The sequence below is a fragment of the Variovorax sp. KBS0712 genome (assembly GCF_006323185.2).
Taxonomy (GTDB): Bacteria; Pseudomonadota; Gammaproteobacteria; order Burkholderiales; family Burkholderiaceae_C; genus Variovorax; species Variovorax boronicumulans.
The window spans coordinates 111,812-134,004 of sequence record NZ_VCCD02000004.1; the positions used below are offsets into that span (position 1 = coordinate 111,812).

The 22,193-nt window shown below is 69.5% G+C and carries 19 protein-coding genes; 7 read left to right on the forward strand and 12 right to left on the reverse strand.

The features are described 5' to 3' along the window. Positions 1-146: 146 nt before the first annotated feature. Positions 147-521 (forward strand): serine/threonine protein kinase, encoded by a 375-nt coding sequence (locus FFI97_RS28730; protein WP_235944255.1) that lies wholly within the window; start codon positions 147-149, stop codon positions 519-521. 102 nt (positions 522-623) lie between these two features. On the opposite strand, the gene FFI97_RS28735 is transcribed toward FFI97_RS28730, so the two are convergent. The 8 genes from FFI97_RS28735 to FFI97_RS28770 form a co-directional block, all read right to left on the reverse strand. Then, positions 624-1,202, reverse strand: coding sequence for a Spy/CpxP family protein refolding chaperone (locus FFI97_RS28735; protein ID WP_095743018.1), 579 nt, complete (start codon positions 1,200-1,202; stop codon positions 624-626). A 149-nt stretch (positions 1,203-1,351) separates the two neighbouring features. Further along, positions 1,352-2,425 carry a flavodoxin family protein gene (locus FFI97_RS28740; RefSeq protein WP_139702964.1) on the reverse strand — a complete coding sequence of 358 codons (1,074 nt, stop codon included), beginning with the start codon at positions 2,423-2,425 and terminating at the stop codon, positions 1,352-1,354. 77 nt (positions 2,426-2,502) lie between these two features. Then, positions 2,503-3,396, reverse strand: a complete 894-nt coding sequence (locus FFI97_RS28745; RefSeq protein WP_139702965.1) for a pirin family protein — start codon at positions 3,394-3,396, stop codon at positions 2,503-2,505. Positions 3,397-3,467: 71 nt separating this feature from the next. Next, positions 3,468-4,238: a GNAT family N-acetyltransferase gene (locus FFI97_RS28750; protein WP_139702966.1), complete on the reverse strand. Its 771-nt coding sequence runs from the start codon at positions 4,236-4,238 to the stop codon at positions 3,468-3,470. Continuing rightward, on the reverse strand, positions 4,235-5,503 hold the full coding sequence (locus FFI97_RS28755) for a biosynthetic peptidoglycan transglycosylase (protein ID WP_139702967.1): 1,269 nt from the start codon (positions 5,501-5,503) through the stop codon (positions 4,235-4,237). The genes FFI97_RS28750 and FFI97_RS28755 overlap by 4 nt, the downstream gene beginning before the upstream one ends. Before the next feature lie 13 nt (positions 5,504-5,516). After that, positions 5,517-6,086: a hypothetical protein gene (locus FFI97_RS28760; RefSeq protein WP_062480445.1), complete on the reverse strand. Its 570-nt coding sequence runs from the start codon at positions 6,084-6,086 to the stop codon at positions 5,517-5,519. After that, on the reverse strand, positions 6,067-6,999 hold the full coding sequence (gene xrtQ, locus FFI97_RS28765; protein ID WP_139702968.1) for an exosortase Q: 933 nt from the start codon (positions 6,997-6,999) through the stop codon (positions 6,067-6,069). The genes FFI97_RS28760 and xrtQ overlap by 20 nt, the downstream gene beginning before the upstream one ends. 17 nt (positions 7,000-7,016) lie before the next feature. After that, the gene (locus tag FFI97_RS28770) at positions 7,017-9,077 is read right to left on the reverse strand and encodes a VIT and vWA domain-containing protein (RefSeq protein ID WP_139702969.1); all 2,061 of its coding nucleotides are present in this window, start codon (positions 9,075-9,077) and stop codon (positions 7,017-7,019) included. 216 nt (positions 9,078-9,293) lie between these two features. On the opposite strand from FFI97_RS28770, the gene creD reads away from it, so the two are divergent. The 4 genes from creD (at position 9,294) to FFI97_RS28795 (ending at position 15,291) form a co-directional block, all read left to right on the forward strand. Continuing rightward, positions 9,294-10,781, forward strand: a complete 1,488-nt coding sequence (creD, locus tag FFI97_RS28775) for a cell envelope integrity protein CreD (RefSeq protein ID WP_139702970.1) — start codon at positions 9,294-9,296, stop codon at positions 10,779-10,781. Continuing rightward, positions 10,778-12,070: a glycoside hydrolase family 3 N-terminal domain-containing protein gene (locus tag FFI97_RS28780; RefSeq protein WP_139702971.1), complete on the forward strand. Its 1,293-nt coding sequence runs from the start codon at positions 10,778-10,780 to the stop codon at positions 12,068-12,070. The genes creD and FFI97_RS28780 overlap by 4 nt, the downstream gene beginning before the upstream one ends. 10 nt (positions 12,071-12,080) lie before the next feature. After that, the gene (locus FFI97_RS28785) at positions 12,081-14,474 is read left to right on the forward strand and encodes a penicillin-binding protein 1A (RefSeq protein ID WP_139702972.1); all 2,394 of its coding nucleotides are present in this window, start codon (positions 12,081-12,083) and stop codon (positions 14,472-14,474) included. 211 nt (positions 14,475-14,685) lie between these two features. After that, the gene (locus FFI97_RS28795) at positions 14,686-15,291 is read left to right on the forward strand and encodes a hypothetical protein (protein ID WP_139702973.1); all 606 of its coding nucleotides are present in this window, start codon (positions 14,686-14,688) and stop codon (positions 15,289-15,291) included. On the opposite strand, the gene creC is transcribed toward FFI97_RS28795, so the two are convergent. Together creC and creB are read right to left on the reverse strand one after the other, a co-directional pair. Then, complete coding sequence (gene creC, locus FFI97_RS28800) at positions 15,285-16,727, reverse strand: two-component system sensor histidine kinase CreC (RefSeq protein WP_062473809.1); 1,443 nt, start codon at positions 16,725-16,727, stop codon at positions 15,285-15,287. The two genes, FFI97_RS28795 and creC, sit on opposite strands and share 7 nt — an antisense overlap. Further along, positions 16,724-17,518, reverse strand: a complete 795-nt coding sequence (gene creB, locus FFI97_RS28805) for a two-component system response regulator CreB (RefSeq protein WP_062473807.1) — start codon at positions 17,516-17,518, stop codon at positions 16,724-16,726. The genes creC and creB overlap by 4 nt, the downstream gene beginning before the upstream one ends. Positions 17,519-18,086: 568 nt before the next feature. Between creB and FFI97_RS28810 the strand changes: the two genes are divergently transcribed. Beyond that, the gene (locus FFI97_RS28810) at positions 18,087-19,037 is read left to right on the forward strand and encodes a YcjF family protein (RefSeq protein ID WP_070063948.1); all 951 of its coding nucleotides are present in this window, start codon (positions 18,087-18,089) and stop codon (positions 19,035-19,037) included. 117 nt (positions 19,038-19,154) lie between these two features. Here FFI97_RS28810 and cueR read toward each other — a convergent pair whose 3' ends face one another. Next, positions 19,155-19,574, reverse strand: coding sequence for a Cu(I)-responsive transcriptional regulator (gene cueR / locus FFI97_RS28815; protein ID WP_062473804.1), 420 nt, complete (start codon positions 19,572-19,574; stop codon positions 19,155-19,157). Continuing rightward, positions 19,574-19,768 (reverse strand): heavy-metal-associated domain-containing protein, encoded by a 195-nt coding sequence (locus tag FFI97_RS28820; RefSeq protein WP_062473802.1) that lies wholly within the window; start codon positions 19,766-19,768, stop codon positions 19,574-19,576. Before FFI97_RS28820 ends, cueR begins: the two co-directional genes overlap by 1 nt. Before the next feature lie 161 nt (positions 19,769-19,929). Between FFI97_RS28820 and FFI97_RS28825 the strand changes: the two genes are divergently transcribed. Further along, a complete protein-coding gene (locus tag FFI97_RS28825; protein ID WP_139702974.1) occupies positions 19,930-22,191 on the forward strand; it encodes a heavy metal translocating P-type ATPase in 2,262 nt (753 codons plus the stop codon). Positions 22,192-22,193 lie beyond the last annotated feature (2 nt).

Genomic DNA, 22,193 nt, shown 5'->3' on the forward strand with positions numbered 1-22,193 from the left:
TGCCTTTCACGCAAGGGCGGCGGGCTCCTACAGGCAGGCCTGCCGCCCCCCCACACAGCGCCCGAAACGAGGCTCCTACGGTGGTTTCAAAGCCAATGCCAACGCGCTCGGCTTTGTGCCTTTTTTCATCTGCAAAGGAGCTTTCCATGATGACCACCCTGCAACGCCTGACGATCCCCACCGCGCTGCTCGCCGCCCTGCTGGGCGCGGGCCTCGCCCAGGCCCAGAAACCGGCGCCCGTCGAACCGATGGCGGGCGACAGCTCGATGCCCGTCTCGCGCGAAGCCGTGAAGGCCGAGGCCCGCGCGCAGAACCGCAACAACGCCAACAGCGTGGTACCCAAGGGCGAGGCCAGCACCACCGTGAACCACCAGCCCAACGCGATGCCGTCGCCCACCGGCGAGCGCTCGCGCGCCGAGGTGCGCGCCGAGACGCAGCACGTGAAGCCGCGCTTCGGCCAGCCGGGCGAACGCCCGGCGGTGCCGACCAACCCGACCGAGAAGACGGGCACGCCGCAGTAACACCGCGCGCCCACGAAAAAGCCCGCGATGCTTCGCGCATCGCGGGCTTTTTCTTGCCCTTTCCTGGAGGCCGGCTCCCTTCAGCCGGCCGCCTGGTCAGCCTCAGCTCTTGGCAGGCGCTGCACCGTGGTGGCCTTCATGCCCACCGCGATGGAAGCGATGGCCGTGGCCCGCGAACTTCGCGGTCTCGGCGTCGAAGGTCTTCTGCTGCTCGGGCGTCAGCGCGGCGTAGAAGGTCTTGGTCGCTTCGGCGCGCTTGGCGAACCGGGCGCTGCGCTCGGCTTGGCGGGCCTGCATGTGCTCCAGGCGCTGCGGCGTGGTCAGCTTGGCGAACTCGGCGCGGTCCATGCGCTGCGGGCGGGCGGCACCGGCCGGCGGCTGGCTGGCTTCGGTGAAGCTGCTCCACGCGCCTTCCTGGGCGCTGGTGAGCTTGAGCTTGTCCTTCAGCGCGGCCAGGCGCTTGGCACGGTGCTCCTTCATGCGCTCCATGCGCTGGGCCGGGTCCATGCGCTTGTGCTGCGCCTTGGGTGCGGCGGTGGCATCGGCGGGGGCCGTGGCGGCCGTGGGCGCGGCGGTCGACGGCGCGGTGGCGGCCGGCGCCTGAGCGAAGGCACCCGAAGAGGCGAGGGCGGCCGAACCCAGCAGGCTGGCCCAGACGATGCGTTGGCGAAGAGAGATCATGAGAGTCGCTTCCTTTCGAAGAAGTCCGCCACCAAAGGGCAGCGGGTGAGACGAAGTGTGGAGCGCCTCTGTAACGCGTCCGTGAGCCGAACGTGAGCGTGCGTAAAGAAGCATGAACCGCAGCGCGGGCCTGCCGCCTGCAGCGTGACTTATTTGGGCCGGGGCGCCTTCAACCCGCGGTCGGGCACCTGCAGCTTGCCGGCGCGCAACGCGGCCACCGCGAGCACCACGGCGCGCGCGACGTTGCGCACCTCTTCCTGCACGTCGGCATCGGCGTCCAGCGCCTCGTGGCTGGTGGCGTAGGGCGCGTAGTAGCCGATGTAGCGATCGAGCCGCGCCTGGGCGCCCGCGTCGACCAGGCCCATCCAGTCGAGCCAGTCCGTGAGGTTGCGGCGCAGGCCCTCGGGGCCGGCCACGTCGCCGTGCACCACCACGCCGTAGACGCGGCCTTCCAGGTGCTTGGGGTAGCCCCAGCCTTCGAGCTCCAGGGCCTTGGCCTCGTCGGGCTTCTTGCCGTGCGTGCTGGTGGGGTCGGGATTGCCGCCGTCCGCGCACACGAGGCGATCGATCATGAGCTTCAGCGGGCTCGCGGCCTGGTACCAGTGCGTGGGCGTGAGCACGATCACGCCGTGCGCGGCCACCCAGCGTTCGTAGATCTCGTTCATCCAGTCGCCGGTCTGGCGCAGCGCGTGGTTGGGGTAGCAGCTGCAGGGCCAGTGGCATAGCGGCATCGCGGTCGAGACGCAGCCCTTGCACGGGTGGATGTGGCGGCCGTAGTCCGACGTGAGCCGGCTCAGGTCGAGCACGTCGACCTCGATGCCGCCGCCTTCGAGCACCTCGCGCGCGCACTGCGTGAGGCGCCAGGTCTTGGAGATTTCGCCGGGGCAGGTGCCGTCGTTGCGCGGCGAGCCGTTGACGAGCAGCACGCGCGAGCGCGTCTCGGGCCGGCCCCAGGCGTCCTGCGCCGCGTCGATGCGCGCGCGGGCGTCGAGCCAGTCGACCGAGAGTTCGTAGTCGGGGTCGGCATAGCCGGGCCCGGCGCGGCGCGTCACGGGCGCCTTGCGGCCTTCGTCGTAGGCTTGCCAGGCGATGTCTTCCAGGCGCTGCAGCGCCTCGGTCTCGGCCCGGAACGCCGGGTCGTGGAAGCTCTGCATGAAGCGGTCGTGGAACTCGGCGCGCTGCAGCATCGGCGGCGCCTGTCCCTTGCGTATCGTGGGAGGCATGACCGCAATTTAGGCCGCGCACCGGCCGGCGCGAACCGCACGCGACGCCGACTTGCGGTAGGCGAGCGACTACAGGCTCAGCCCAGCTTGCCGTTCTGGAAGTCGTGCACCGCCTGCTTGATCTGCTCGGGCGTGTTCATCACGAAGGGCCCGTACTGCGCGATGGGCTCGTTCAGCGGACGGCCCGCGATGAGCAGCGCGCGCGCCGGGCTGTGGTTGCTGGCGCCGGCGCGCAACACCGTGCCGTCGCTGCCGGGGTCGTTCGCCAGGATGGCCATGCGCCGCGTCGGCACCTCGCTGCCCGCGATCCACAGCGATTCGCGGAACACGTAGACCAGCGCGTTGTGGTCAGGCGGCAGCGGCTGCGCGAACTCGGCGCCGGGCGGCAGCGTGATGTCCAGGTACAGCGGTTGGGTGTGCGCGCGCTGCTCCGCGCCCACGACGCCGTGGCTGGTGCCGGCGATCACGCGCACGTGGGCGCCGCTGGCGGTGGTGAACTCGGGGATCTCGCTGCTGCGGATGTCGCGGTACCAGGGCTCGCGCATCTTGTCCTTGGCGGGCAGGTTGAGCCAGAGTTGAAAGCCTTCCATCAGACCTTCTTCCTGCTCGGGCAGCTCGCTGTGCACGAGGCCGCGGCCGGCCGTCATCCATTGCACGCCGCCGTTCTCGAGCAGGCCTTCGTGGCCCGCGCTGTCGCGGTGGCGCATGCGCCCGGCGATCATGTAGGTGACCGTCTCGAAGCCCCGGTGCGGGTGGTTCGGAAAGCCGCCGATGTAGTCGCCCGGGTTGTCGCTGCCGAAGGCATCGAGCATCAGGTAGGGGTCGAGCCGCTTCTGCAGCGGCTGCTGCAGCACGCGGGTGAGTTTGACGCCGTCGCCGTCACTGGTGGAAACACCGGCCACGATGTGGTCGATGCCGCGCGGGGTGGCGACGGGATCGGTGGGGTGGTGGTGGGCGTGGACGTTCGTCATGCCGCCCATGGTGGCACCAAAGGCCCGACCGCGCCACCGGTGGGGATGCCCGCCGCCCGGAGCCGTTCAGCTCAGCGCGGCCACTGCTGGCGCTGCCAATAGCAGTACTGCCAGCGCGTCTCGAAGCCCGCGCGGCGGTACAGCGCCAGCGCCGGCTGGTTCTGCGCATCGACCTGCAGGAACACCCGTTCGACGCCGCGTGCCAGCGCCGCCTGCGCCAGGCCGGCGAGCACGCGCCCGGCCAGGCCGCGCCCTCGCTGCGACTGTTCAGTGCGCATGCCATGCACGCTGGCCCAGCCGTGGCCGAAGGCCATGGCGCCGGCCGCCACGGTGGCGCCGTTTTCGCGCACGCTCGCAAAGAGCGAGCCCGTGGCGCGCGACAGCGAGCGCACGCGGTGCACGCCGTCGACCGGGTCGAAGCCTTCGCCCAGGAACAGCGCGGCCCAGTCCGGGTCGGGCGTCGCGTCGACGTCGGCCAGCCGCACGTCCGCCGCGACGAGGCCGCGCATGCGCCGCGCCGAGCCGGTCTGCACGCAGGTCGGGCTGTCGGCCATGTAGTGCCGGCGCGCGAGTTCGGCGCGCAGCGTGTCGAAGCAGGCGGCGTCGGCCAGCCGCAGCGCGGGCGCGACCTGGCGGCTGTCGCAGCGGTCTTCGATGCGGTCAAGCGTGGCGGCTTCCACCGGGTCGCGGTGCAGCGGCACGGCCGAGCGGGCGCGCTTGACAGTGCCGCGGTCGAAGGGCAGCAGCCAGCCGTCGAGTTCCTCGCAGGCCTCGGGAGCTACCGCCGCCACGGTGGCGCGTTCGATGGCCTCGATGTCGGGCGGGGCCACGCTCGTCGTCACTGCACGGCCTCCGGTGGCGCGTACTTGGCGGCGGCCACGCTCTTGAGCAGCGCCTCGCGCTGGTTGCGGCTGATGCCGCGCACGCTCTCGGCCACCCACTTGGTGCGGTCGGGATCGATCTGGCCGTCGCGCCGCCATTGCTCCAGCACGGCCTGCGGCTTGTGCAGCATGGCCGCGAGCCAGACGGCCTGCGCCGGTTCGAGCGTGCGTGCGCTGCGCTTGAAATAGCGCCGCGCCGCGGCCTCGCCGCCGCAGAGGTTGCCACCCCACGGGGCGTTGTCCAGGTACAGCTGCAGGATGCGGGCCTTGCCCAGCGTCTGCTCCATCTCGACCGCGTAGAGCAGCTCGCGCAGCTTGCGCTCGGCCGTGCGGTCGCTGCCGGTGACCAGCAGCTTGGCCAGCTGCTGCGTGAGCGTGCTGCCGCCGCGCCGGGTCTGGCCGGGCTTCTGGTTGTGGTCGATCGAGGCCAGGATCTCGGTCAGGTCGTAGCCGGCGTGGCTGAAGAAGCGCTGGTCTTCCGCCGCGATGACCGCGCGCGCCAGCCAGCTGTCGTTGGCCAGCTTGGCCGACGGGCCGCAGCTGGTGCGCGCGCCCAGCATGGCCTCGGTGCCCAGCCCTTCGACCGTGAACTGGCCGATGGTCGGCTGCACCGCGAAGGTGGCGTCGGGCAGCAGCAGCTGCGCCTGCAGCGCCAGCGTGCCGCCGATGCGGGCGCGCTGCAGCTCGGGCAGCGCCGGCACCAGCACCGCGTACCAGCGGGCGATGGGCGCGTCCTGCACGCGAACGTCCAGCTGCAGGTTCTTCGGCGCGAGGCGGCCGGTCCAGGTGCCCTGCAGCAGGGCGTTGCTGTCGGCCGCCTGGGGCGTGGCCTCGAAGGTGCCGGCCAGCGTGTTGCCGTCGCGCCGCACGGTGGCCACCAGCCGCTCGACCTTGATGGGCTGCGTGCCCAGCGCCGGCACGTCGGCGCTGCACGGCGCGCAGCGCATCTGCTGCTGGCCGGTTTTCTCGTCCCAGGTGAAATGCACGGTGCCGAAGCGGGTGTCGAGCGCGTGGCCGTTCAGCCGCGGCGCGAACCAGGACGAGGTCGCCAGGCGCACCGCGGTGGGCACGCCGATCTCGAACGAGAGCGGGCCGGCCTTCACCGTGGTGCTCCATTCGCCCGCCGCCGGCGCAAGGGCGATCTTGGCGATCAGGAAGATGGCCACCAGGGCGGTCAGGACGAGGGCCAGCAGCCCGAAAAGCACGAATCGCAGGGTCTTCTTCACAAACACGTTCTCATCACATCGGTCTTGCCACGGTGACAGCTTGCCACGGACCGTGCGACTGGCCGCTGGCCGCCGCCCAGTACCAAGCCGAAGTGTCGGTGAAAGCCGTGCCTTGGGCGTCGACGATGCGCTCGCAGACGCGGAAATTTGCCGTACCGTGCCGTTGCGCCACAAAACAGCGCCACATCCGCGCTTGCGCGTCGCGTTCCAGCCGCGCCTGCTCGATGCGGTAGCCCAGCGCGCGGTAGCAGTCGGCGGCCGGATGCAGCATGCGCGTGGGCCGGTTCACGGCGCGCATCACCAGCGTCTGCTGGCCGTCGGTCATGCGGCCGATGGCGCCCGGGAAGCGATCGGCAAAGCGCTGCTCGACCTCGCTCAGCGCCAGCGGGCGCAGCGGCACGCCGTCCCACTGGCTCGGCCATTCGTGGGAACCCACGGCGTCGGCCTCTTCAGCGGGCGCGCGCAGCGCCGCGGCGGCCGACCAGAGCACGCACAGCAGCATCGCCAGCGCGAAGGCGCTCTTGTGGCCCACGCGGTTGATGAAATGGTTGGCGAACCAGCGCTCAACGAACGGTATCGACACGGCGGCCTCCTTCGGCGGTGATCAGGCCCGGCAGCGGGCGGTCGAGTTCGATGCGCGGCGCCGCGCGCGCCGGCACCATCAGGCGCGCGATGGCGCCGCACACCACGGCCAGCAGCACCAGCCCCAGCGCGTTGTGCGCCCACGGCGCGAGCGCGTGGCCGGCGCCTTCAAAAGCGATCAGCACGCTGTTGCGCACGATGTTGCCGGCCAGCACCAGCAGGCCGACGGCCGGCAGGCGGCGCAGGAAGGCGTGGTCGCCGCGCCGCGCCCACAGCGCGACCGCGCAGGCCGTGAAGTAGCCCAGCCACACCATCTGCACGCCCGAGCAGGGCGCGTCGACGATCACCAGGCGCCCGTCGACCATCAGCGTCGCGCCTTCGCGCGCCACCTCGAAGCCCGGCGCGAGCAGCCAGCGGCTGGCCTCGGCCGTCACCACGCGCAGCGGGTAGCCGGCGTAGAACTGCAGCGACGACAGCAGCGGCAGCGCCAGCACCGACAGCCCGGCCACCGGCAGCGCCGCCACGCCGCGCGGCAAAAAGGCCAGCAGCCCGGCCGCGAGCGACAGCACCGCCACCAGCCCCGAGGCCAGCGGCGGCAGCGCGGGCATGCCACCGAGCCCCGTGCGCAGCAGCGTGGCGAGCACGGTGCCCACGCCGGCCAGCGCCAGCCAGCCCAGGCGCGGCGAGGCCCGCAGCTCGCGCCGGCACTGCCAGGCGAGCGCCGCCAGGGCGACCAGCGCCACGAGGCCCAGCGGATCGTCGGAACCGTCCTGCAGGCGGCGGGCCATCCAGGCCCAGGTGGGCGCGAGCGCGGCGCACTGCAGCGCCAGCCAGCCGAAGGCCGGCGTGCGGTCGATGCGGATGGCCCAGTCCACGACGCGCGGATGGTGGTGGGCCAGGGTTGCCAGAGACATGGTCGTGCGTCCTGTGTTCAGGCGGTGAAACGACGGGGGTCGTTGCGGCGTGCGCGGCGGCGCAGCATGGCCAGCATCGACAGCACGACGGCGATCGCGCCCAGCGTTTCCGGCTCCGGCGTGCTCGGCACCTCGGCGCCCAGTGCCAGGTCGCTCACGCCTTGCGGCATCGGCAGCGGCTGGTTCACGTCCACGCTGTTCTGCGGCGCGACGTTGCGCACCACCTTGTCCACCGCGATGAAGCTGGTGTACTGCGTGAGCAGGCTGTACTTCAGGCCCAGCTCGGTGATGCGGTCCTTGAAGGCGGCGCTGCCTTCGAGCGCTTCCTGGTCGCTCAGGCTCTGGATGCGGTGGCGTGCCCACAGCGTGCGCAGCGCGGCGGTGTCCTGGCGCGTCTGCGGCGTGATGCGCACTTCCTCGCGGTACGGGCCGGTGGCGGCCTGGCCTTCGATGATCACGCGGCCCTTGGCCTCACCGCGCCACTTGCCGAACACGATCACGGGGCGCTCGCCCAGCACGTCGGGCAGCGCCTGCGGCTCCACGTCGTACACGTCCAGGCCGCCGAAGGTGGCCTTCACGTTCGTCAGCACGGGCGACTCCACCATGCGGCGAAAGCGCGCGGCCTGCTCGGGTGCCTGCACCGGGTCGGTGATGATGAAGGGCTCGCCCATGCCGGCGCGTGCGATGCCTTCCATGAGGCTGCGGTTCACCGACGAGCCGATGCCGAAGGCGAACACGTTGGCCTTCGACAGGTTGTTGCGCACCAGCTCGAAGGCTTCGCGCTCGACCGTCACGTAGCCGTCGGTCACCACCACCACGGTGCGCGACACGTTCGCGGCCTTGGGTTCGGCGTACACGCGCTTGAGCGCCGGAATCAGCTCGGTGCTGCCGCTGCCGCTGTAGTTCTTGATCGTGGCGAGCGCCTGCTCGATGTTGGCGCGCGTGGCCGGCACCGACTGCGGCGACAGCATCTTGTTGCTGCCCGAGAACAGCAGCACGTTGAAGGTGTCGCTGGGGCGCAGGCCGCCGATCAGGCGTTCGAGCACGGTCTTGGCGGTGTCCAGCGGAAAGCCGTGCATCGAGCCCGAGATGTCGACCACGAAGATGTAGTCGCGCGGCGAGATGGCGCTGGCGGTCACGGCCTTGGGCGGCTCGACCATGGCGAGGAAGAAGTTCTCGGCGTTGTCTCCCTGGCCCTTGTAGAGCATGAGGCCCGACTCGATCTTCTCGCCCGCCAGGCGGTAGTCGAGCACGAAGTCGCGGTTGTCGGCGGGGCGGCCGTCGGCACCGAGCGTGATGTCCGCGTGCTGGTCTTCGTCGCGCTTCTTCACGTCGATGGTGTGCGTGGCGGAGCGGATTTCCTTCAGGCCCATCGGCGTGTCGATGCTCGCGGTGAGCTTGAAGCTGGTGGCCGGCGCCACGCCGGCGCGCAGCGTGGGTTGCGCCGGCCACTTCGCCTGTGCGTTCTCCGACTGCGGGCTGTTGTAGCGCGGCCCGACCACGGTCGGGAACACGAACTGGTAGTTGCCCGACTGCGGCACCAGCAGCTCGGTGTAGCGCAGCTCGACCTTCACGTCGTCGCCCGGCAGGATGTTGGCGACGTTCATCTGGAACACGTTGGGCAGGTGCTGCTCGAGCAGCGCGGCGGTCTTGCCTTCCTTCTTGGCGGTGTCGTATTCGATCTTGGCCTGCTGCTTCTCGCGGATCTGCGCCGTGATGAGCCGGTCGGCCAGGCGCACGTTGAGGCCGCTCACGGCCGCCTTGGTGGAACCGGGGAACACGTACTTCGCCTCGATGGCGCGCTGGCCTTCGTTGCGGTAGGTCTGCGTGACCGTGACGTCGGCGATCACGCCCGAAATCTTGACCGAGACCTCGGTGCCCTTCAGCGGCAGGCGGTCGACCGAGGGGTCGTCGCTCTTGACGAAGAAATACGGGCTCTCGGTCTTCAGGCGCGGACCGGCAGGCGCTTCCTGCGCGTGGACCGGGCGGGCGCCCATGGCGATGAAACCCACGGTGGCCAGGCTCACGGTGGCGAGCCAGAGCCAACGGCCGGGGCGTGGGGTGGTGGGGGTGTCCATGGCGGGTGTCCTTCTGCGTGCGAACTTGCACGGCCCTCACTGTCGTGAGCGTGCGAGAAGGCAGTTGGAAGGCGCGTTGAAGTCGCCACAACCGGAGGCGCCGCTGTGTGAAGTCTGTGTGAAGTGCGCGGCGCAGCGGCTTCATACGGCCTTCGGATCGGCCGGAGAGCATCGGCGCCTCATCACGAAAAAACCCGCAAAAGAGGGGAGAAACCCATGCTTCAACTGTTGAAGGCCCTGCAGGCTTCGGTGCTGGTCAAGGTGGCCGGCCTGTTCTTCCTGCTGCTGGTGCTGTGCATTCCGCTGGCGCGCATCGACGACCTGAACCGCGCCCGCGGCGAAAGCCAGCAGGAGGCCGCGCGCGAGCTCGCCGAGTCTTATGCCGGGCCGCAGGCCATGGTCGGCCCGCTGCTGCTGGTGCCGTACGTGGAGCGCTGGATGGAGCCGCTGCGCAACGCGCAGGGCAAGGTGATCGGGCAGGCCCCGCAGAGCAAAGAGATGGTGCACGCCGTGTTCCCCGACAAGCTGCACATCGAGGGCGACATGGCGCCGCAGGAGCGCTACCGCGGCATCTTCCGCATTCCGTTCTACACGCTCACGGCCGCGCTCGGCGGCGGCTTCGCGGGCTTCGACCCGCAGGCCGTGCCGCACAGCGAAAGCGGCTCGTCGATCGAGTTCCGCCCGCCGTTCGTCGCCTTCCACGTGAGCGACCTGCGCGGCCTCGACGGCTCGCCCGCGCTCACCGTCAACGGCGAGGCGCTGCGCTTTCGCCAGCGCGTGCCGGGCCTGCCCGACAACGCGACGTACGCCGACGGCATCCACGCGCCGCTCACGGGCGCCGCGCTCGCCGCCTGGCAGACGGGCAAGCCGCTGGCCTTCGACATGAAGCTCTCGCTGGTGGGCCAGGACACGCTCTCGATGGTGCCGATCGCCGAGGAAACCACCGCGCACCTGCGTTCGCCGTGGGCGCACCCCAGCTTCGGCGGTCGCTTCCTGGCCACGCAGCGCGAGGTGACGCCGCAGGGCTTCGACGCGCACTGGCGCGTGTCCTCGCTCGTGACCACGGCGCGCGAGCAGGTGCGTGCCGGCCTGTGGGGCAGCGAAGGCGATGCCGCGCAGAACGCCGCGGCGGCCGTCGTGCGCACAGCGCCCTCGGCGTCCATGTCGCGCCATGTCTCGGGCCCGCTGCAGACCTTCGACGTGTCGCTCGCACAGCCCGTCAACGTGTATTCGATGAGCACGCGGGCCGGCAAGTACGGCGCGCTCTTCATCGGCCTGGTGCTGATGGCGGCCTTCATGTTCGAGCTGTTCCGCAAGCTGCGCCTGCATCCGGTGCAGTACGGGCTGGTGGGCCTGTCGATCGCGCTGTTCTTCCTGTTGCTGCTCGCGCTGTCGGAGAAGTTCGCCTTCTGGATGGCCTACGCGGGCGCGGCCGCAGCCAGCGTGGCGCTGCTGGCCGTGTACTTCAGCGCGGTGCTCGGCGGCTGGCAACGCGGCCTGTCGTTCGCCGCCTTCGTGGCGCTGCTGTACGGCGCGCTCTACGGCCTGCTGGCCTCGGAAAGCAATGCGCTGCTGCTGGGCGCGCTGCTGATCTTCGGCATGCTGGCCGCGCTGATGCTGGTGACGCGCAAGGTCGACTGGTATGCGCTGTCGCGCCGCAGCGACCCCGCCCCGGCCACCCCGGCGGCCACGGTGGACGCATGAGACTGCTGCGCGCCATCCCCGGCGTGCTCGGCTGGCTGTTGCTGGCCGTGCTGTGCGCCTGGGCCTGGCACCTGAAGGACCCGCACCTGCGCTTCCTGCGCGAGGAAGAGCTGCCACTGCTCCTCGCCGCGCTGTGCGCCGCCGCCGCGATCGCCTGGCGCAGCGCGCGCGGTGCGCGCCGTGTCGTGGCGCTGGCCCTGACGGTGGGCGCGACGCTGACGGCGCTGGGCCACGAGCTGGCCTCGCGCCAGCACCGACTGGAAGTGAACGCGGCCTCGGGCCCGGTGGCGCAGGCACTCGGCGCGCGCTTCATCGTCGGTTATGACGACGCGAACGACCTGCGCGAGCTGGCCCGCCGGGGCCTGATCGGCGGCATCTTCGTCACCGGCCGCAACGTGAAGGGCCGCAGCGCCGACACCTTGCGCGCGGAAATTGCCAGCCTGCAGGCGCTGCGGCTCGCGGCCGGCTTGCCGCCGCTGGTGGTGGCGACCGACCAGGAGGGCGGCGGCGTCTCGCGCCTGTCGCCGATGGTGCCCCGCCAGCCGGCACTCGCCAGCCTGCTCGAGGCCGACGTGCCCGCACACGAACTGTTGCAACGTGCCCGCGCCTACGGCGCGCAGCAGGGCGGGGCGCTCGCCGCGCTGGGCATCACGCTGAACTTCAGCCCGGTGGTCGACCTGCGCCCCGGCCGCGCCCCGGGCCGCTGGGACCTGCACACCCGCATCGAGGAACGCGCCATTTCCAGCGACCCCGACGTCACCGCGCAGGTGGCGCTCGCTTACGAGCAAGGCCTTGAATCGGCTGGCGTGCGCGGCACGCTCAAGCACTTTCCCGGCCTGGCCGGCGTGACCGAGGACACGCACCACATGGGTGCCGAACTGCGCACGCCCGTGGCCCGGCTGGCCGCGCACGACTGGAAGCCGTTTCAAGACGTGTCGAAACATTCGGATGCCGCGATCATGCTCGGCCATGTCATCCTTCGGGAACTCGACGCGGACGCGCCGGTCTCTTTCTCACGCAAAATCGTGCGGCAGGTGATTCGAGGCGAATGGGGCTTTCAGGGCCTGCTCGTCACCGACGACCTCACGATGGGCGGGGCCTACAACCGAGGTCTTTGCAACGCCACGCTGGGCGCACTCGACGCCGGGGTGGACCTGCTGCTCATCGCCTACGACCACGACAAGTATTTCGATGCCATGCACTGCGCGCTGGAAGGCGTGCGGCGCGGCGCGCTCGATCCCCGGGTGACGGAACGCCCGCGCGCGCCACGGCTCCAACCTCTTCGCTAGCCCCCATCCCATGTCCCAAGAACCTCGCCCTTCCCAACCCGCCGGTGCGCTGCGCCAGCTCCCGTGGAAACGCATCGCCGGCTGGAGCGCCATCGCGGCCGGTGCCGGCGCCGTCGCGCTGCTGGGCGCCGCCATCGTGGGGGTGGTCGCCATCTACCCGAAGCTGCCCGACATTTCCGAGCTGGCCGACTACCGGCCCAAGCTGCCGCTGCGCGTGTACACGGCCGAGGGTTCGCTGATCGGCGAGTTCGGCGAGGAGCGCCGCAACCTCACGCCCTTCGCCAACATTCCGAAGGTCATGAAGGACGCCGTGCTGGCCGTGGAAGACGCGCGCTTCTACGACCACGGCGGCGTGGACTACAAGGGCTTCGCGCGCGCGGCCGTGGCCAGCTTCAAGGGCGGGCGCAAGCAGGGCGCCTCGACCATCACGATGCAGGTGGCGCGCAACGTCTACCTGAGCTCGGAGCGCACGCTCAGCCGCAAGGCCTCGGAGATCGTGCTGGCCTTCCGGCTCGAGCAGCAGCTCAGCAAAGACCAGATCCTCGAGATCTACCTGAACCAGATCTACCTGGGCAACCGCGCCTACGGTTTCGCCGCCGCCTCCGAGGCCTACTTCGGCAAGCCGCTGCAGCAAGTGACCATCGCCGAGGCCGCCATGCTGGCCGGCCTGCCGAAGGCGCCCGGCGCCAACAACCCGGTGGCCAACCCGCGTCGCGCGCGGGCGCGCCAGCTCTACGTGATCGACCGCATGCACGAGACCGGCTTCATCACCGCCGAACAGGCGGCCGAAGCCAAGAAGGAGGAGCTGCACCTGCGCGACGCCGCCGACCCGAACCGCCTGCACGCCGAGTACGTGGCCGAGACGGTGCGCCAGATGATGTACGCGCAGTACGGCGACAGCATCTACACCAGCGGCATGAAGGTCTACACCTCGCTCGTGGCGGCCGACCAGGCCGCGGCGTACAAGTCGCTGCGCAAGGGCATCATGGATTACGAGCGCCGTCAGGTGTACCGCGGCCCCGAGAAGTTCGTCGACCTGCCGGCCAGCGGCCAGAAGGAGATCGACGAGGCGGTCGACGAAGCCCTGGCCGAGCACCCCGACAACGGCGACGTGATCTCGGCCGTGGTGCTGGAAGCCAGCGCCAAGGAAGTGACCGCGGTGCGCGCCAACGGCGAAGCCTTCGAGATCTCCGGCGAGGGCCTCAAGCCCGCGCAGTCCGGCCTGGCCGCGAAGGCGCCGCCGAACATCAAGATCCGCCGCGGCGCCGTGATCCGCGTCGCGAAGACGCCGAAGAACACCTGGGAAATCACGCAGCTGCCCGAAGTGGAGGGCGCCTTCATCGGCATGGACCCGCGCACGGGCGCCATCACGGCGCTGGTCGGAGGCTTCGACTTCGGCAAGAACAAGTTCAACCACGTCTCGCAGGCCTGGCGCCAGCCGGGCTCGAGCTTCAAGCCCTTCATCTATTCGGCCGCGCTCGAAAAGGGTTTCACGCCCGCCACCGTGGTGAACGACGCGCCGCTGGTGTTCGATGCCGCCGCCAACGGCGGCCAACCCTGGGACCCGAAGAACTTCGACGGCGGCTTCGAAGGCCCGATGCCGCTGCGCAACGCGCTCATGAAGTCGAAGAACCTGGTCACGCTGCGCGTGCTGCAGTCGATCGGCGCGCCCTACGCGCAAGACTGGGTCACCAAGTTCGGCTTCGACAAGGACAAGCACCCGGCCAACCTGCCGATGGGCCTGGGCGCCGGCTCGGTCACGCCGATGCAGATGGCGGTGGGCTATTCGGTGTTCGCCAACGGCGGCTACCGCGTGAACCCGTACCTCGTGACGCGCGTCACCAACCTCAAGGACAAGGTGCTGATGGAAACCGAGCCCCCGGTGCTCGACGAAAGCCGCCGCGCCATTCCCGCGCGCAACGCCTTCATCATGGAATCGCTGCTGCAGAGCGTGGTCAAGGGCGGCTCCGGCTTCAAGGCCTACCAGGCGCTCAAGCGCGACGACCTGTACGGCAAGACCGGCACCACCAACGACTCCTTCGACACCTGGTTCGCGGGCTTCCAGCCCACGCGCGTGGGCATCGCCTGGGTCGGCTACGACACGCCGCGCCAGCTCGGCGTGCGCGGCGAGACCGGCGGCAGCCTGAGCCTGCCGATCTGGATCGGCTACATGCAGTCGGCGCTGCGCGGCGTGCCCGTGACCCTGCCGGCCGAACCGCCCGGCGTGGTGAGCATCGACGGCGAGTGGTACTTCGACGACTTCACGCCGGGCCACAACGTGGCGAGCCTGGGCCTGGAAAGCGCCGAGCAGCCGATCCAGCCGGTGGAAGTGCTGACGGGCGCGCCGGTCGGCGCGCCGCCGCCGCCTGAAGAGCGCAACCGCATCCTTGATTTCTTCAGGTAACGGCACTCCCCCAGGCTACGCGCACTTCGTGTCGCTACGCCAACCCCCTCGCCGGGGGCAACACCAGCGGCCCGGCAAAGCCGGTTCCGCGGTGTTTCACGAAAAGACGATCCAGCAGAAGGAAAACGCGGGCGGTCTGCGGTGCCTACACTCGGTGCCGCGGCCCCCGCGTTTTTTCGTCTCTTCTCTTTTCTCCCCTTTTCTCGCATCCATGGAAATCCTCACCCTGGTGGCCCTGATCGCCGCCGGCTTCTACATCCTCAAGTCCAAGGAACAGCACCAGCGCATCGCGCTGCTCGGTCGCCATCTGGGCCGCTACCAGATCGAGAAGCTGATGGAGAGCCTGACCCAGGGCTACCTGCGCTGCCTCGGCGAAGACGACGCCGAGCGCCGCCAGCAGATCTGGCACCTGCTCGACGCCACCGAGGAAAAGCTCGCCGCCCAGTTCGAGACCTTCGCCGCCGAACTGGCGCGCGAACCCGAAGCCGACACGCGCGTGAGCCGCTTGCCGGTGGCCTTGCCGTTCGCCACCACGCTGTTCCCCGCCGCCAGCTTCGACCTGCGCGAAGCACTGCGCATTCATGCGCGCGGCATCGCGGGCGTGGCGAAGAACGCCGCCGGCCGCTCGCCGAAATCGAAGGCCTTCACGATGTCGGCCGAGCTGTTCCTGATGCAGCACACCTGCCACTGGTTCTGCAAGTCGAAGGCCGTGGCCTCGGCGCGCATGCTGGCGCGGCACCAGACCTCGTACGAGCAGCTGCTCGACGCCGTGAGCCCCGAGACGCGCGAGGCGTATCGCGCTCTCGTGGGTCAGTGATGGGTTGACAGCAGCGGCAGCGTGAGCGTCGCCACGGCGCCGCCGCGCGTCGCGTTGCCCAGGTCGATGCGGCCGCGGTGCAGGGTCGCGATTTCCTTCACGAACGCCAGGCCCAGCCCCGTGCTCTTCTTCTGGCTGTGCGGCCGGGCGAGCGAATAGAACTTCTCGAAGACTTTTTCCTGCGCGTAGTCCGGAATGCCCGGGCCGTGGTCGCGCACGTTGATGCGCGCCAGGCGCGAGGTGGTTTCCAGCGTCAGCAGCACCTCGCTGTCGGGCGGTGAAAAGTCGAGGGCGTTGTCGAGCAGGTTGCTGATCGCGCGGCGCAGCAGGAACGGATCGCCCTCGACACGCGCAGGCTCTCGAATGTTCACGATCAACCGGATGTTGCGTCGAGACGCAGCGGGTTGCGCGCTGGCGGCAATGTCTTCGATGAGCGGCCCCAGCGCCACGGGTTCGGTGCGGTCGAGCGTGCGCCGCGTCTCGAGCGCGGTGAGCTCCATCATGCGGTCGACGATTTCCTGGATGCGCTGGGTTTCGCGTTCGATGTTCTTCAGGAAACGTTCGCGCTGGTCGTGCGGCATCTGCGGCTCCTGCAGCAGCTCGGCCGCGCCGCGGATGGCCGAGAGCGGGCTCTTCACTTCGTGCGTGAAGGTCTGCACGTAGTCGGCCACGTAGTTGCGCCCGGTGAGCGCGTCGCGCATCTCGCCGAAGCCGGTGCGCACCGCGTCGACCGCGCGCCGCGCCATGCGCGACAGGCTCAGGCTGCGCTGCGCGCGCACCCAGGTCCAGTAGTCGCGGATCAGGCCGAAGGGCCGCACGAGCCACACCGAGACGATCACGGTGAGCAGCAGCAGCGCCAGCGCCGAACCCACGCCGACCCAGATGGTGCGCACGCGCGCGTCCTCGACGAACTGGCCGAAGCTCTGCACCGGCTTGCCGACGCTGACCACGCCGACGATCTCGTCGTTCCAGCGAATGGGTGCGCCGACGTACATCACGGAAGTGCGCGGGTCGCCGTCGACATCGCGCGAAGTGCGCGCGCCGTACAGGCCGCCGAGCGTGCGCTTCACGTCGCTCCACTGCGAGTAGTCGTTGCCCAGGTGGCGGCCGAGCGAATCGAACATCACGCGGCCGGTGCGGTCGGTGACGTACACGCGCAGCTCGACCCGGCTCTTGTGCAGGTTGTAGATCTGGGCCGAAAACTCGCGCGTGTAGACGCTGCGAAAAAGCGGCTCCAGCCGCGCCGTGTTGATGGCGCCGGCGATCACGTCCTGCTCGACCAGGCTGGCCATGAGCTGCGAGGTCTCGACCAGCGATTCCTCGGCCGACTCGCGGTAGCGCGGGTCGATGTCGGAAACGACGCGGTACAGCAGGAAGGCGATGCCCGCCGTGTAGATCAGCAGGATGCCGATGAAGATCCGGGTCCGGCGCGTCATTCCCTGCTGGCGGGCAGATCTTCGTGCAGCGCGTAGCCGGTGCCGCGCAGCGTGCGGATCGGCTCCACCTCCGGCGCGATGGTCTTGAGCTTGGCGCGCAGCGTCTTGATGTGCGCGTCGACCGTGCGGTCGAAGCTGTCGCTGGCGTCGTCCCAGACGAGTTGCAGCAGTTCGTCGCGCGTGAACACGCGCCCCGGGCGCTGGACCATGAGTTTCAGCAGGCCGTATTCATAGCGCGAGAGTTCGAGCAGCCGTCCGTAATACCGGATCTGCATGCGCTCGCTGTCGAGCGCAAAGGGGGTTGCGGGGGTCTGTGGCGCCGCTGAAGGCGGCGCCGGCGCGTTTTGATGGGGTACCCCATGAATCGGCGCTGCGGCCGCTGGCGGGCTTCCTGGGCCGTTTCTGGCGCTGCGCCGCAGGATGGTGCGCACGCGGGCGACCAGCTCACGGGGTGAAAACGGCTTGGCAATGTAGTCGTCCGCACCCAGTTCGAGGCCCACCACGCGGTCTATTTCGTCGCTGCGGGCCGTCAAAAACACCATCGGTACCTCCGGGCCGCCCATCGACTGGTTCAGCGCCTGAAGGCGTTTGAAGAGCTCGAAGCCGTTCAGGTCGGGCAATCCGATGTCCAGGATGGCGAGCGCGGGGCGCTCCTGTGCGAACTGCGCGATGGCTTCTTCGGCCGTGGCGCACCAGATCGGCTGGAAACCATCGCTGCTCAGAACGTACTGGAGCGTGTCGGCGATGCCCGATTCGTCTTCGGCAATCAGGATCCGGGGTTTGAAGCTCATCCGGCGATGTTAGCGAGGGCCACGGACGACCCGTGCCCGGTTTTCCGCCCGAGGCGCCGGGGACCGGCGCGGCCTTTCGCGGCTTTTTTTTCGGGCGCGGCTTTTCCTCTTCCTGTCTTCTTATTCTTCTTATTCAAATTAGTAGTAGTAGATAAGGGTCGCACCCGTCTGTGGAAAGGTCGCTTTTTCCTTGACGTGACAACGACTTGTCATGCCCGCGTCACTGTGCGCACCCGCGCTTCCGTGGTGTACCCGCAACTTGGACAACATGGGGTAACCCGCCGGCCCTGTGGATAACCGATGGCTTGTGCAAAAACTCTCCCCAGAGTTGTCCTTTGACAGCCTTCGCCAATTCTGCGAAAGACGGTTTTCGGGTCGAGAAATTCATTGCCTGTTAATTGAGCAGGTTGTAGATTTCCTTTGTAAATCAATGACTTGCAACGCCCCTACAGAGCAGTGCCGGGGTTATCCACAGAGTTGCCCCAGTTTTGTGGGGAGAACGCGTGGAGGAACCTTCGGGCGCCGCGCGGACCCAATCCGCTCCTTCACATGACGAAAAAACTCGAACATGACACCTTCTGAAACAAAAGCGATCGTCACCCTGAGCCTGCTGGCGGCCTTCGTCGACGGCGAGAAGCACGAACGCGAGCGCGCCGAGATCAAGCGCATCGCCGAGGGCCTGTCGCAGGCCGACGGCGTGAACCTGCCGACGATCTACCAGGACGTGCTGATGAAGCGGGTGTCGCTGGCCTCGGTGGCCGGCGAGCTGAAAAGCGCCGAGTCGCGCCAGCTGGCGTACGAGATGGCGGTGTGCATGTGCGACGCCGACGGCGTGCAGTCGGAGCCGGAGCGGCTCTTTTTGATGGACGTGCGCAGCTCGCTCGGCCTGGACGCCTCGGCGGCGCAGTTTTCGCAGCGGGCGGAAGACATTGCCGCCGCGGTGCCAGCGGCGGTCGCGGTGACGGCCGGAGCGGCCGCAGCCCCTGCGGCGCCGCAGGCCCCCGACAGCACCGAGCTCGACCGGGCGATCCTCAACGCCGCCATCCTCAACGGCGCGCTCGAGCTGCTGCCCGAGACGCTGTCGACCATGGCGATCATTCCGCTGCAGATGAAGCTGGTCTACCGCATCGGGCAGGCGCACGGCTACCAGCTGGACACCGGCCACATCAAGGATTTCCTGGCCACCGTGGGCGTGGGCCTGACCTCGCAGTACCTGGAGCAGGCCGGGCGCAAGCTGCTCGGCGGCCTGCTGGGCAAGGTCGGCGGCGGTTTGCTGGGCGGCCTCGGCAAGCAGGCCGTGAGCTCGGGCATGAGCTTCGCGTCGACCTATGCACTGGGCCACGTGGCCAAGCGCTACTACGCGGGCGGGCGCACGCTCTCCACGCAGATGCTGAAGGACGCGTTCTCCAGCGTGGTGAAGGAAGGGCAGGGCCTGCAGACGCAGTACCTGCCGGCGATCCAGGAACGGGCGCGCACGCTGGACACGAGCCAGGTGCTGTCGCTGGTCAAGAACGCCTGATCACAGGCTCGCCCCCAGGCTTCGCGCACTTCGTGTCGCTTCTCCAACCCCCTACCGGGGGCAACACCTGAGGCCCGGCAAAGCCGGTTCCTCGGTGTTCCACGAAGGGACCGCCGGCTAGACCTGGCTGAGGTCGTCGAGGATCGGGCAGTCGGGCCGCGCATCGCCGTGGCAGCAATGCACGAGGTGCGCGAGCGTGCTGCGCATCGACTGCATGTCGGCGATGCGCTGTTCCAGTTCCCCTAGATGCTTTTGCGCGATGCGCTTGACGCTCGAGCTGGCGCGGCGGCGGTTGTGCCACAGGCCGACCAGTTCGGCGATTTCCTCCATCGAGAACCCCAGGTCGCGCGAGCGCTTGATGAAGCGCAGCGTGTGGATGTCGGCGTCGTTGTACTGGCGGTAGCCGCTCTCGGTGCGCGCCACCGCGGGCAGCAGGCCCAGGCCTTCGTAGTGGCGCACCATGCGCGCCGACACGCCCGACAGCCGTGCGGCCTCGCCGATGGCGACCTGGCGGCCGTGGGCGGAGGTCGCCGTCATCATTGAACGGTGTAGCCGGCGTTCTCGATCGCGACCACGATGTCCTGGCGCGGCTGCTGGCTCAACACGTCCACATGGCCGGTTTCGAGATCGACCGTGACCTGCGCGTGCGGGTCGACCGTCTGTACCGCGTCCTGCACCGCCTCCACGCAGTGGTTGCAGCTCATGCCGGAGACCTGGAATTTCTGGCTCATCGTCGTTGCTCCTTGTCGGAATGAATGAAGGGTGGAAGGATTGAACACCCGAATCGGGGACAACGCCAGTTTCAACCCTCTCACGATGTCAACGTCCGGCCAAGGGCTTTGAAGTCACCGCGCTTGACCTTGCCATGGTGTCAGGCTTTAGCCTCGGGACCATGGAACACATTCAGCCTCAACCTTCCGCGGCCGCCGCCACGCTGGACCTCTCGGTCGGCGGCATGACCTGCGCCTCGTGCGTGATGCGCGTGGAGCGCGCGCTCAAGAACGTGCCCGGCGTGCAGAACGTGAGCGTCAACCTCGCGACCGAGTCGGCCCGCATCGTGGCCACCGGCGGCGAGGACATGGCCCTGCTGCTGCGCCGCGCCGTGCGCGCCGCCGGCTACGAGCCGCGCGCCGAAAGCACCGCGCAGGACGAGGCCGCCGCGCTGTCGCCCTGGCACGGCTTCATGCCCGTGGCCATCGGCCTGGCGCTGTCGATCCCGCTGATGGCGCCGATGCTGGGCGACCTGGTCGGCCAGAGCTGGATGCTGCCGCCCTGGGTGCAGCTGCTTCTGGCGACGCCGGTGCAGTTCTGGCTCGGCGCGCGCTTCTACCGCGCGGGCTGGCATGCGGCCAAGGCCCGCACCGGCAACATGGACCTGCTCGTGGCGCTGGGCACCAGCGCGGCCTTCGGCCTGTCGCTGTGGCTGTGGTGGCGCGCCGCCACCGGCGAGCATGCGGGGCACGGCATGGTGCCGCACCTGTACTTCGAAGCCTCGGCGGTGGTGATCACGCTGGTGCTGCTGGGCAAGTGGCTCGAGGCGCGTGCCAAGCGCCAGGCCACCTCGGCGATCCGCGCGCTGCAGCAGCTGCGGCCCGAAGTGGCGCACCTGATCAATGCACGCGGCAAGGAAAGCGACGTGCCGCTGGCCGAGGTGATGGTCGGCGACCGCCTCGCCGTGCGTCCCGGCGAACGTGTGCCGGCCGATGCGCGCGTGCTCGAAGGGCAGTCCGAAGTCGACGAATCGATGCTCACGGGCGAACCGCTGCCCGTGGCCAAGAACCCCGGTGACGCGCTGACCGGCGGCGCCGTGAACGGCGACGGCCGCATGGTCATCGAGGTGCGCGCGGTCGGCGCCGAGAGCGTGCTGGCACGGATCATCCGGCTGGTCGAGGACGCGCAGGCCGCGAAGGCGCCGATCCAGCGCATGGTCGACCAGGTGGCGGCGGTGTTCGTGCCGGTGGTGCTGGTGATTGCGCTGGTCACCTTCGCGGGCTGGATGGTCGCGGGTGCCGGCGTTGAGACCGCGCTGATCCATGCGGTGGCGGTGCTGGTCATCGCCTGTCCCTGTGCGCTGGGCCTGGCGACGCCGGTGGCGGTGATGGCGGGCACCGGTGTGGCCGCGAAGCACGGCATCCTCATCAAGGACGCGCGGGCTTTGGAAATTGCACACCGCGTCGACACCGTGGCCTTCGACAAGACCGGCACGCTGACGGTGGGCCGCCCCGTGCTCACGGCGCTGCTGCCCGCGGCCGGTGCGCTGGCCAACGAGAACGACCTGCTCGCCACGGCCGCCAGCCTGCAAGGCGGCAGCGAACATCCGCTCGCACGCGCCGTGTTGTCTGCCGCTGCCGAACGCGGCGTACAGGCGCCGCCGCTCGGTGCGATGCAGGCGATGCCGGGGCGCGGCGTGCGCGGCGAAGTGAACGGCGCGACCTGGGCCATCGCGAGCCTGCGCTGGTGCCGCGAACTCGATGCGATGCCCGCCGAGGCCGACATCGAGCGCCTGCAGTCGCAGGGCGCCACGGTCTCCGCATTGCTGTGCTTCGACGATGCCGGCTCCGCGCATGTGCAGGCACTGTTGGCCTTCGCCGACGAGCCGAAGCCGCAAGCCGCCGAAGCGATCCGCACCTTGCGTGCGCGCGGCCTGCGCGTGGTGATGATCTCGGGCGACAACCTGCGCGCGGCGCAGGCGATGGCGGCGCGCCTGGGCATTCCGGCCGAGGACGTGCGCGCCGACGTGCTGCCGGCCGACAAGGCCGAGCAGGTGAGTGCATTGCGCAAGAACGGCCATGTGGTCGCGATGGTCGGCGACGGCGCGAACGACGCGCCCGCGCTGGCCGCGGCCGACGTGGGCATCGCGATGGCGCCGTCGGGTGGCGGCACCGACGTGGCGATGGAAGCGGCCGGCATCACGCTGATGCGTGGCGACCTCGCGCTCGTGGCCGAAGCGCTCGAGCTCTCGGGCCGCACGGTGGCGAAGATCCGGCAGAACCTGTTCTGGGCCTTTGCCTACAACGTGGCCGGCATTCCGCTCGCGGCTTTCGGTTTGCTGAGCCCGGTGGTGGCCGGCGCGGCGATGGCGTTGTCGAGCGTGAGCGTGATGGCCAATGCGCTGTTGCTGCGGCGCTGGAAGCCGAAGCACCAACAACATTGATC

Excerpts from the sequence above, each read along its gene's own strand:
- xrtQ (WP_139702968.1), bottom strand. The coding sequence starts at position 6,999 with ATGTCTCTGGCAACCCTGGCCCACCACCATCCGCGCGTCGTGGACTGG.
- FFI97_RS28730 (WP_235944255.1), top strand. The coding sequence starts at position 147 with ATGATGACCACCCTGCAACGCCTGACGATCCCCACCGCGCTGCTCGCC.
- creD (WP_139702970.1), top strand. The coding sequence starts at position 9,294 with ATGCTTCAACTGTTGAAGGCCCTGCAGGCTTCGGTGCTGGTCAAGGTG.
- FFI97_RS28780 (WP_139702971.1), top strand. The coding sequence starts at position 10,778 with ATGAGACTGCTGCGCGCCATCCCCGGCGTGCTCGGCTGGCTGTTGCTG.
- FFI97_RS28810 (WP_070063948.1), top strand. The coding sequence starts at position 18,087 with ATGACACCTTCTGAAACAAAAGCGATCGTCACCCTGAGCCTGCTGGCG.
- FFI97_RS28735 (WP_095743018.1), bottom strand. The coding sequence starts at position 1,202 with ATGATCTCTCTTCGCCAACGCATCGTCTGGGCCAGCCTGCTGGGTTCG.
- FFI97_RS28740 (WP_139702964.1), bottom strand. The coding sequence starts at position 2,425 with ATGCCTCCCACGATACGCAAGGGACAGGCGCCGCCGATGCTGCAGCGC.
- FFI97_RS28825 (WP_139702974.1), top strand. The coding sequence starts at position 19,930 with ATGGAACACATTCAGCCTCAACCTTCCGCGGCCGCCGCCACGCTGGAC.
- cueR (WP_062473804.1), bottom strand. The coding sequence starts at position 19,574 with ATGACGGCGACCTCCGCCCACGGCCGCCAGGTCGCCATCGGCGAGGCC.
- FFI97_RS28785 (WP_139702972.1), top strand. The coding sequence starts at position 12,081 with ATGTCCCAAGAACCTCGCCCTTCCCAACCCGCCGGTGCGCTGCGCCAG.
- FFI97_RS28795 (WP_139702973.1), top strand. The coding sequence starts at position 14,686 with ATGGAAATCCTCACCCTGGTGGCCCTGATCGCCGCCGGCTTCTACATC.
- FFI97_RS28820 (WP_062473802.1), bottom strand. The coding sequence starts at position 19,768 with ATGAGCCAGAAATTCCAGGTCTCCGGCATGAGCTGCAACCACTGCGTG.
- creB (WP_062473807.1), bottom strand. The coding sequence starts at position 17,518 with ATGAGCTTCAAACCCCGGATCCTGATTGCCGAAGACGAATCGGGCATC.
- FFI97_RS28745 (WP_139702965.1), bottom strand. The coding sequence starts at position 3,396 with ATGACGAACGTCCACGCCCACCACCACCCCACCGATCCCGTCGCCACC.
- FFI97_RS28770 (WP_139702969.1), bottom strand. The coding sequence starts at position 9,077 with ATGGACACCCCCACCACCCCACGCCCCGGCCGTTGGCTCTGGCTCGCC.
- creC (WP_062473809.1), bottom strand. The coding sequence starts at position 16,727 with ATGACGCGCCGGACCCGGATCTTCATCGGCATCCTGCTGATCTACACG.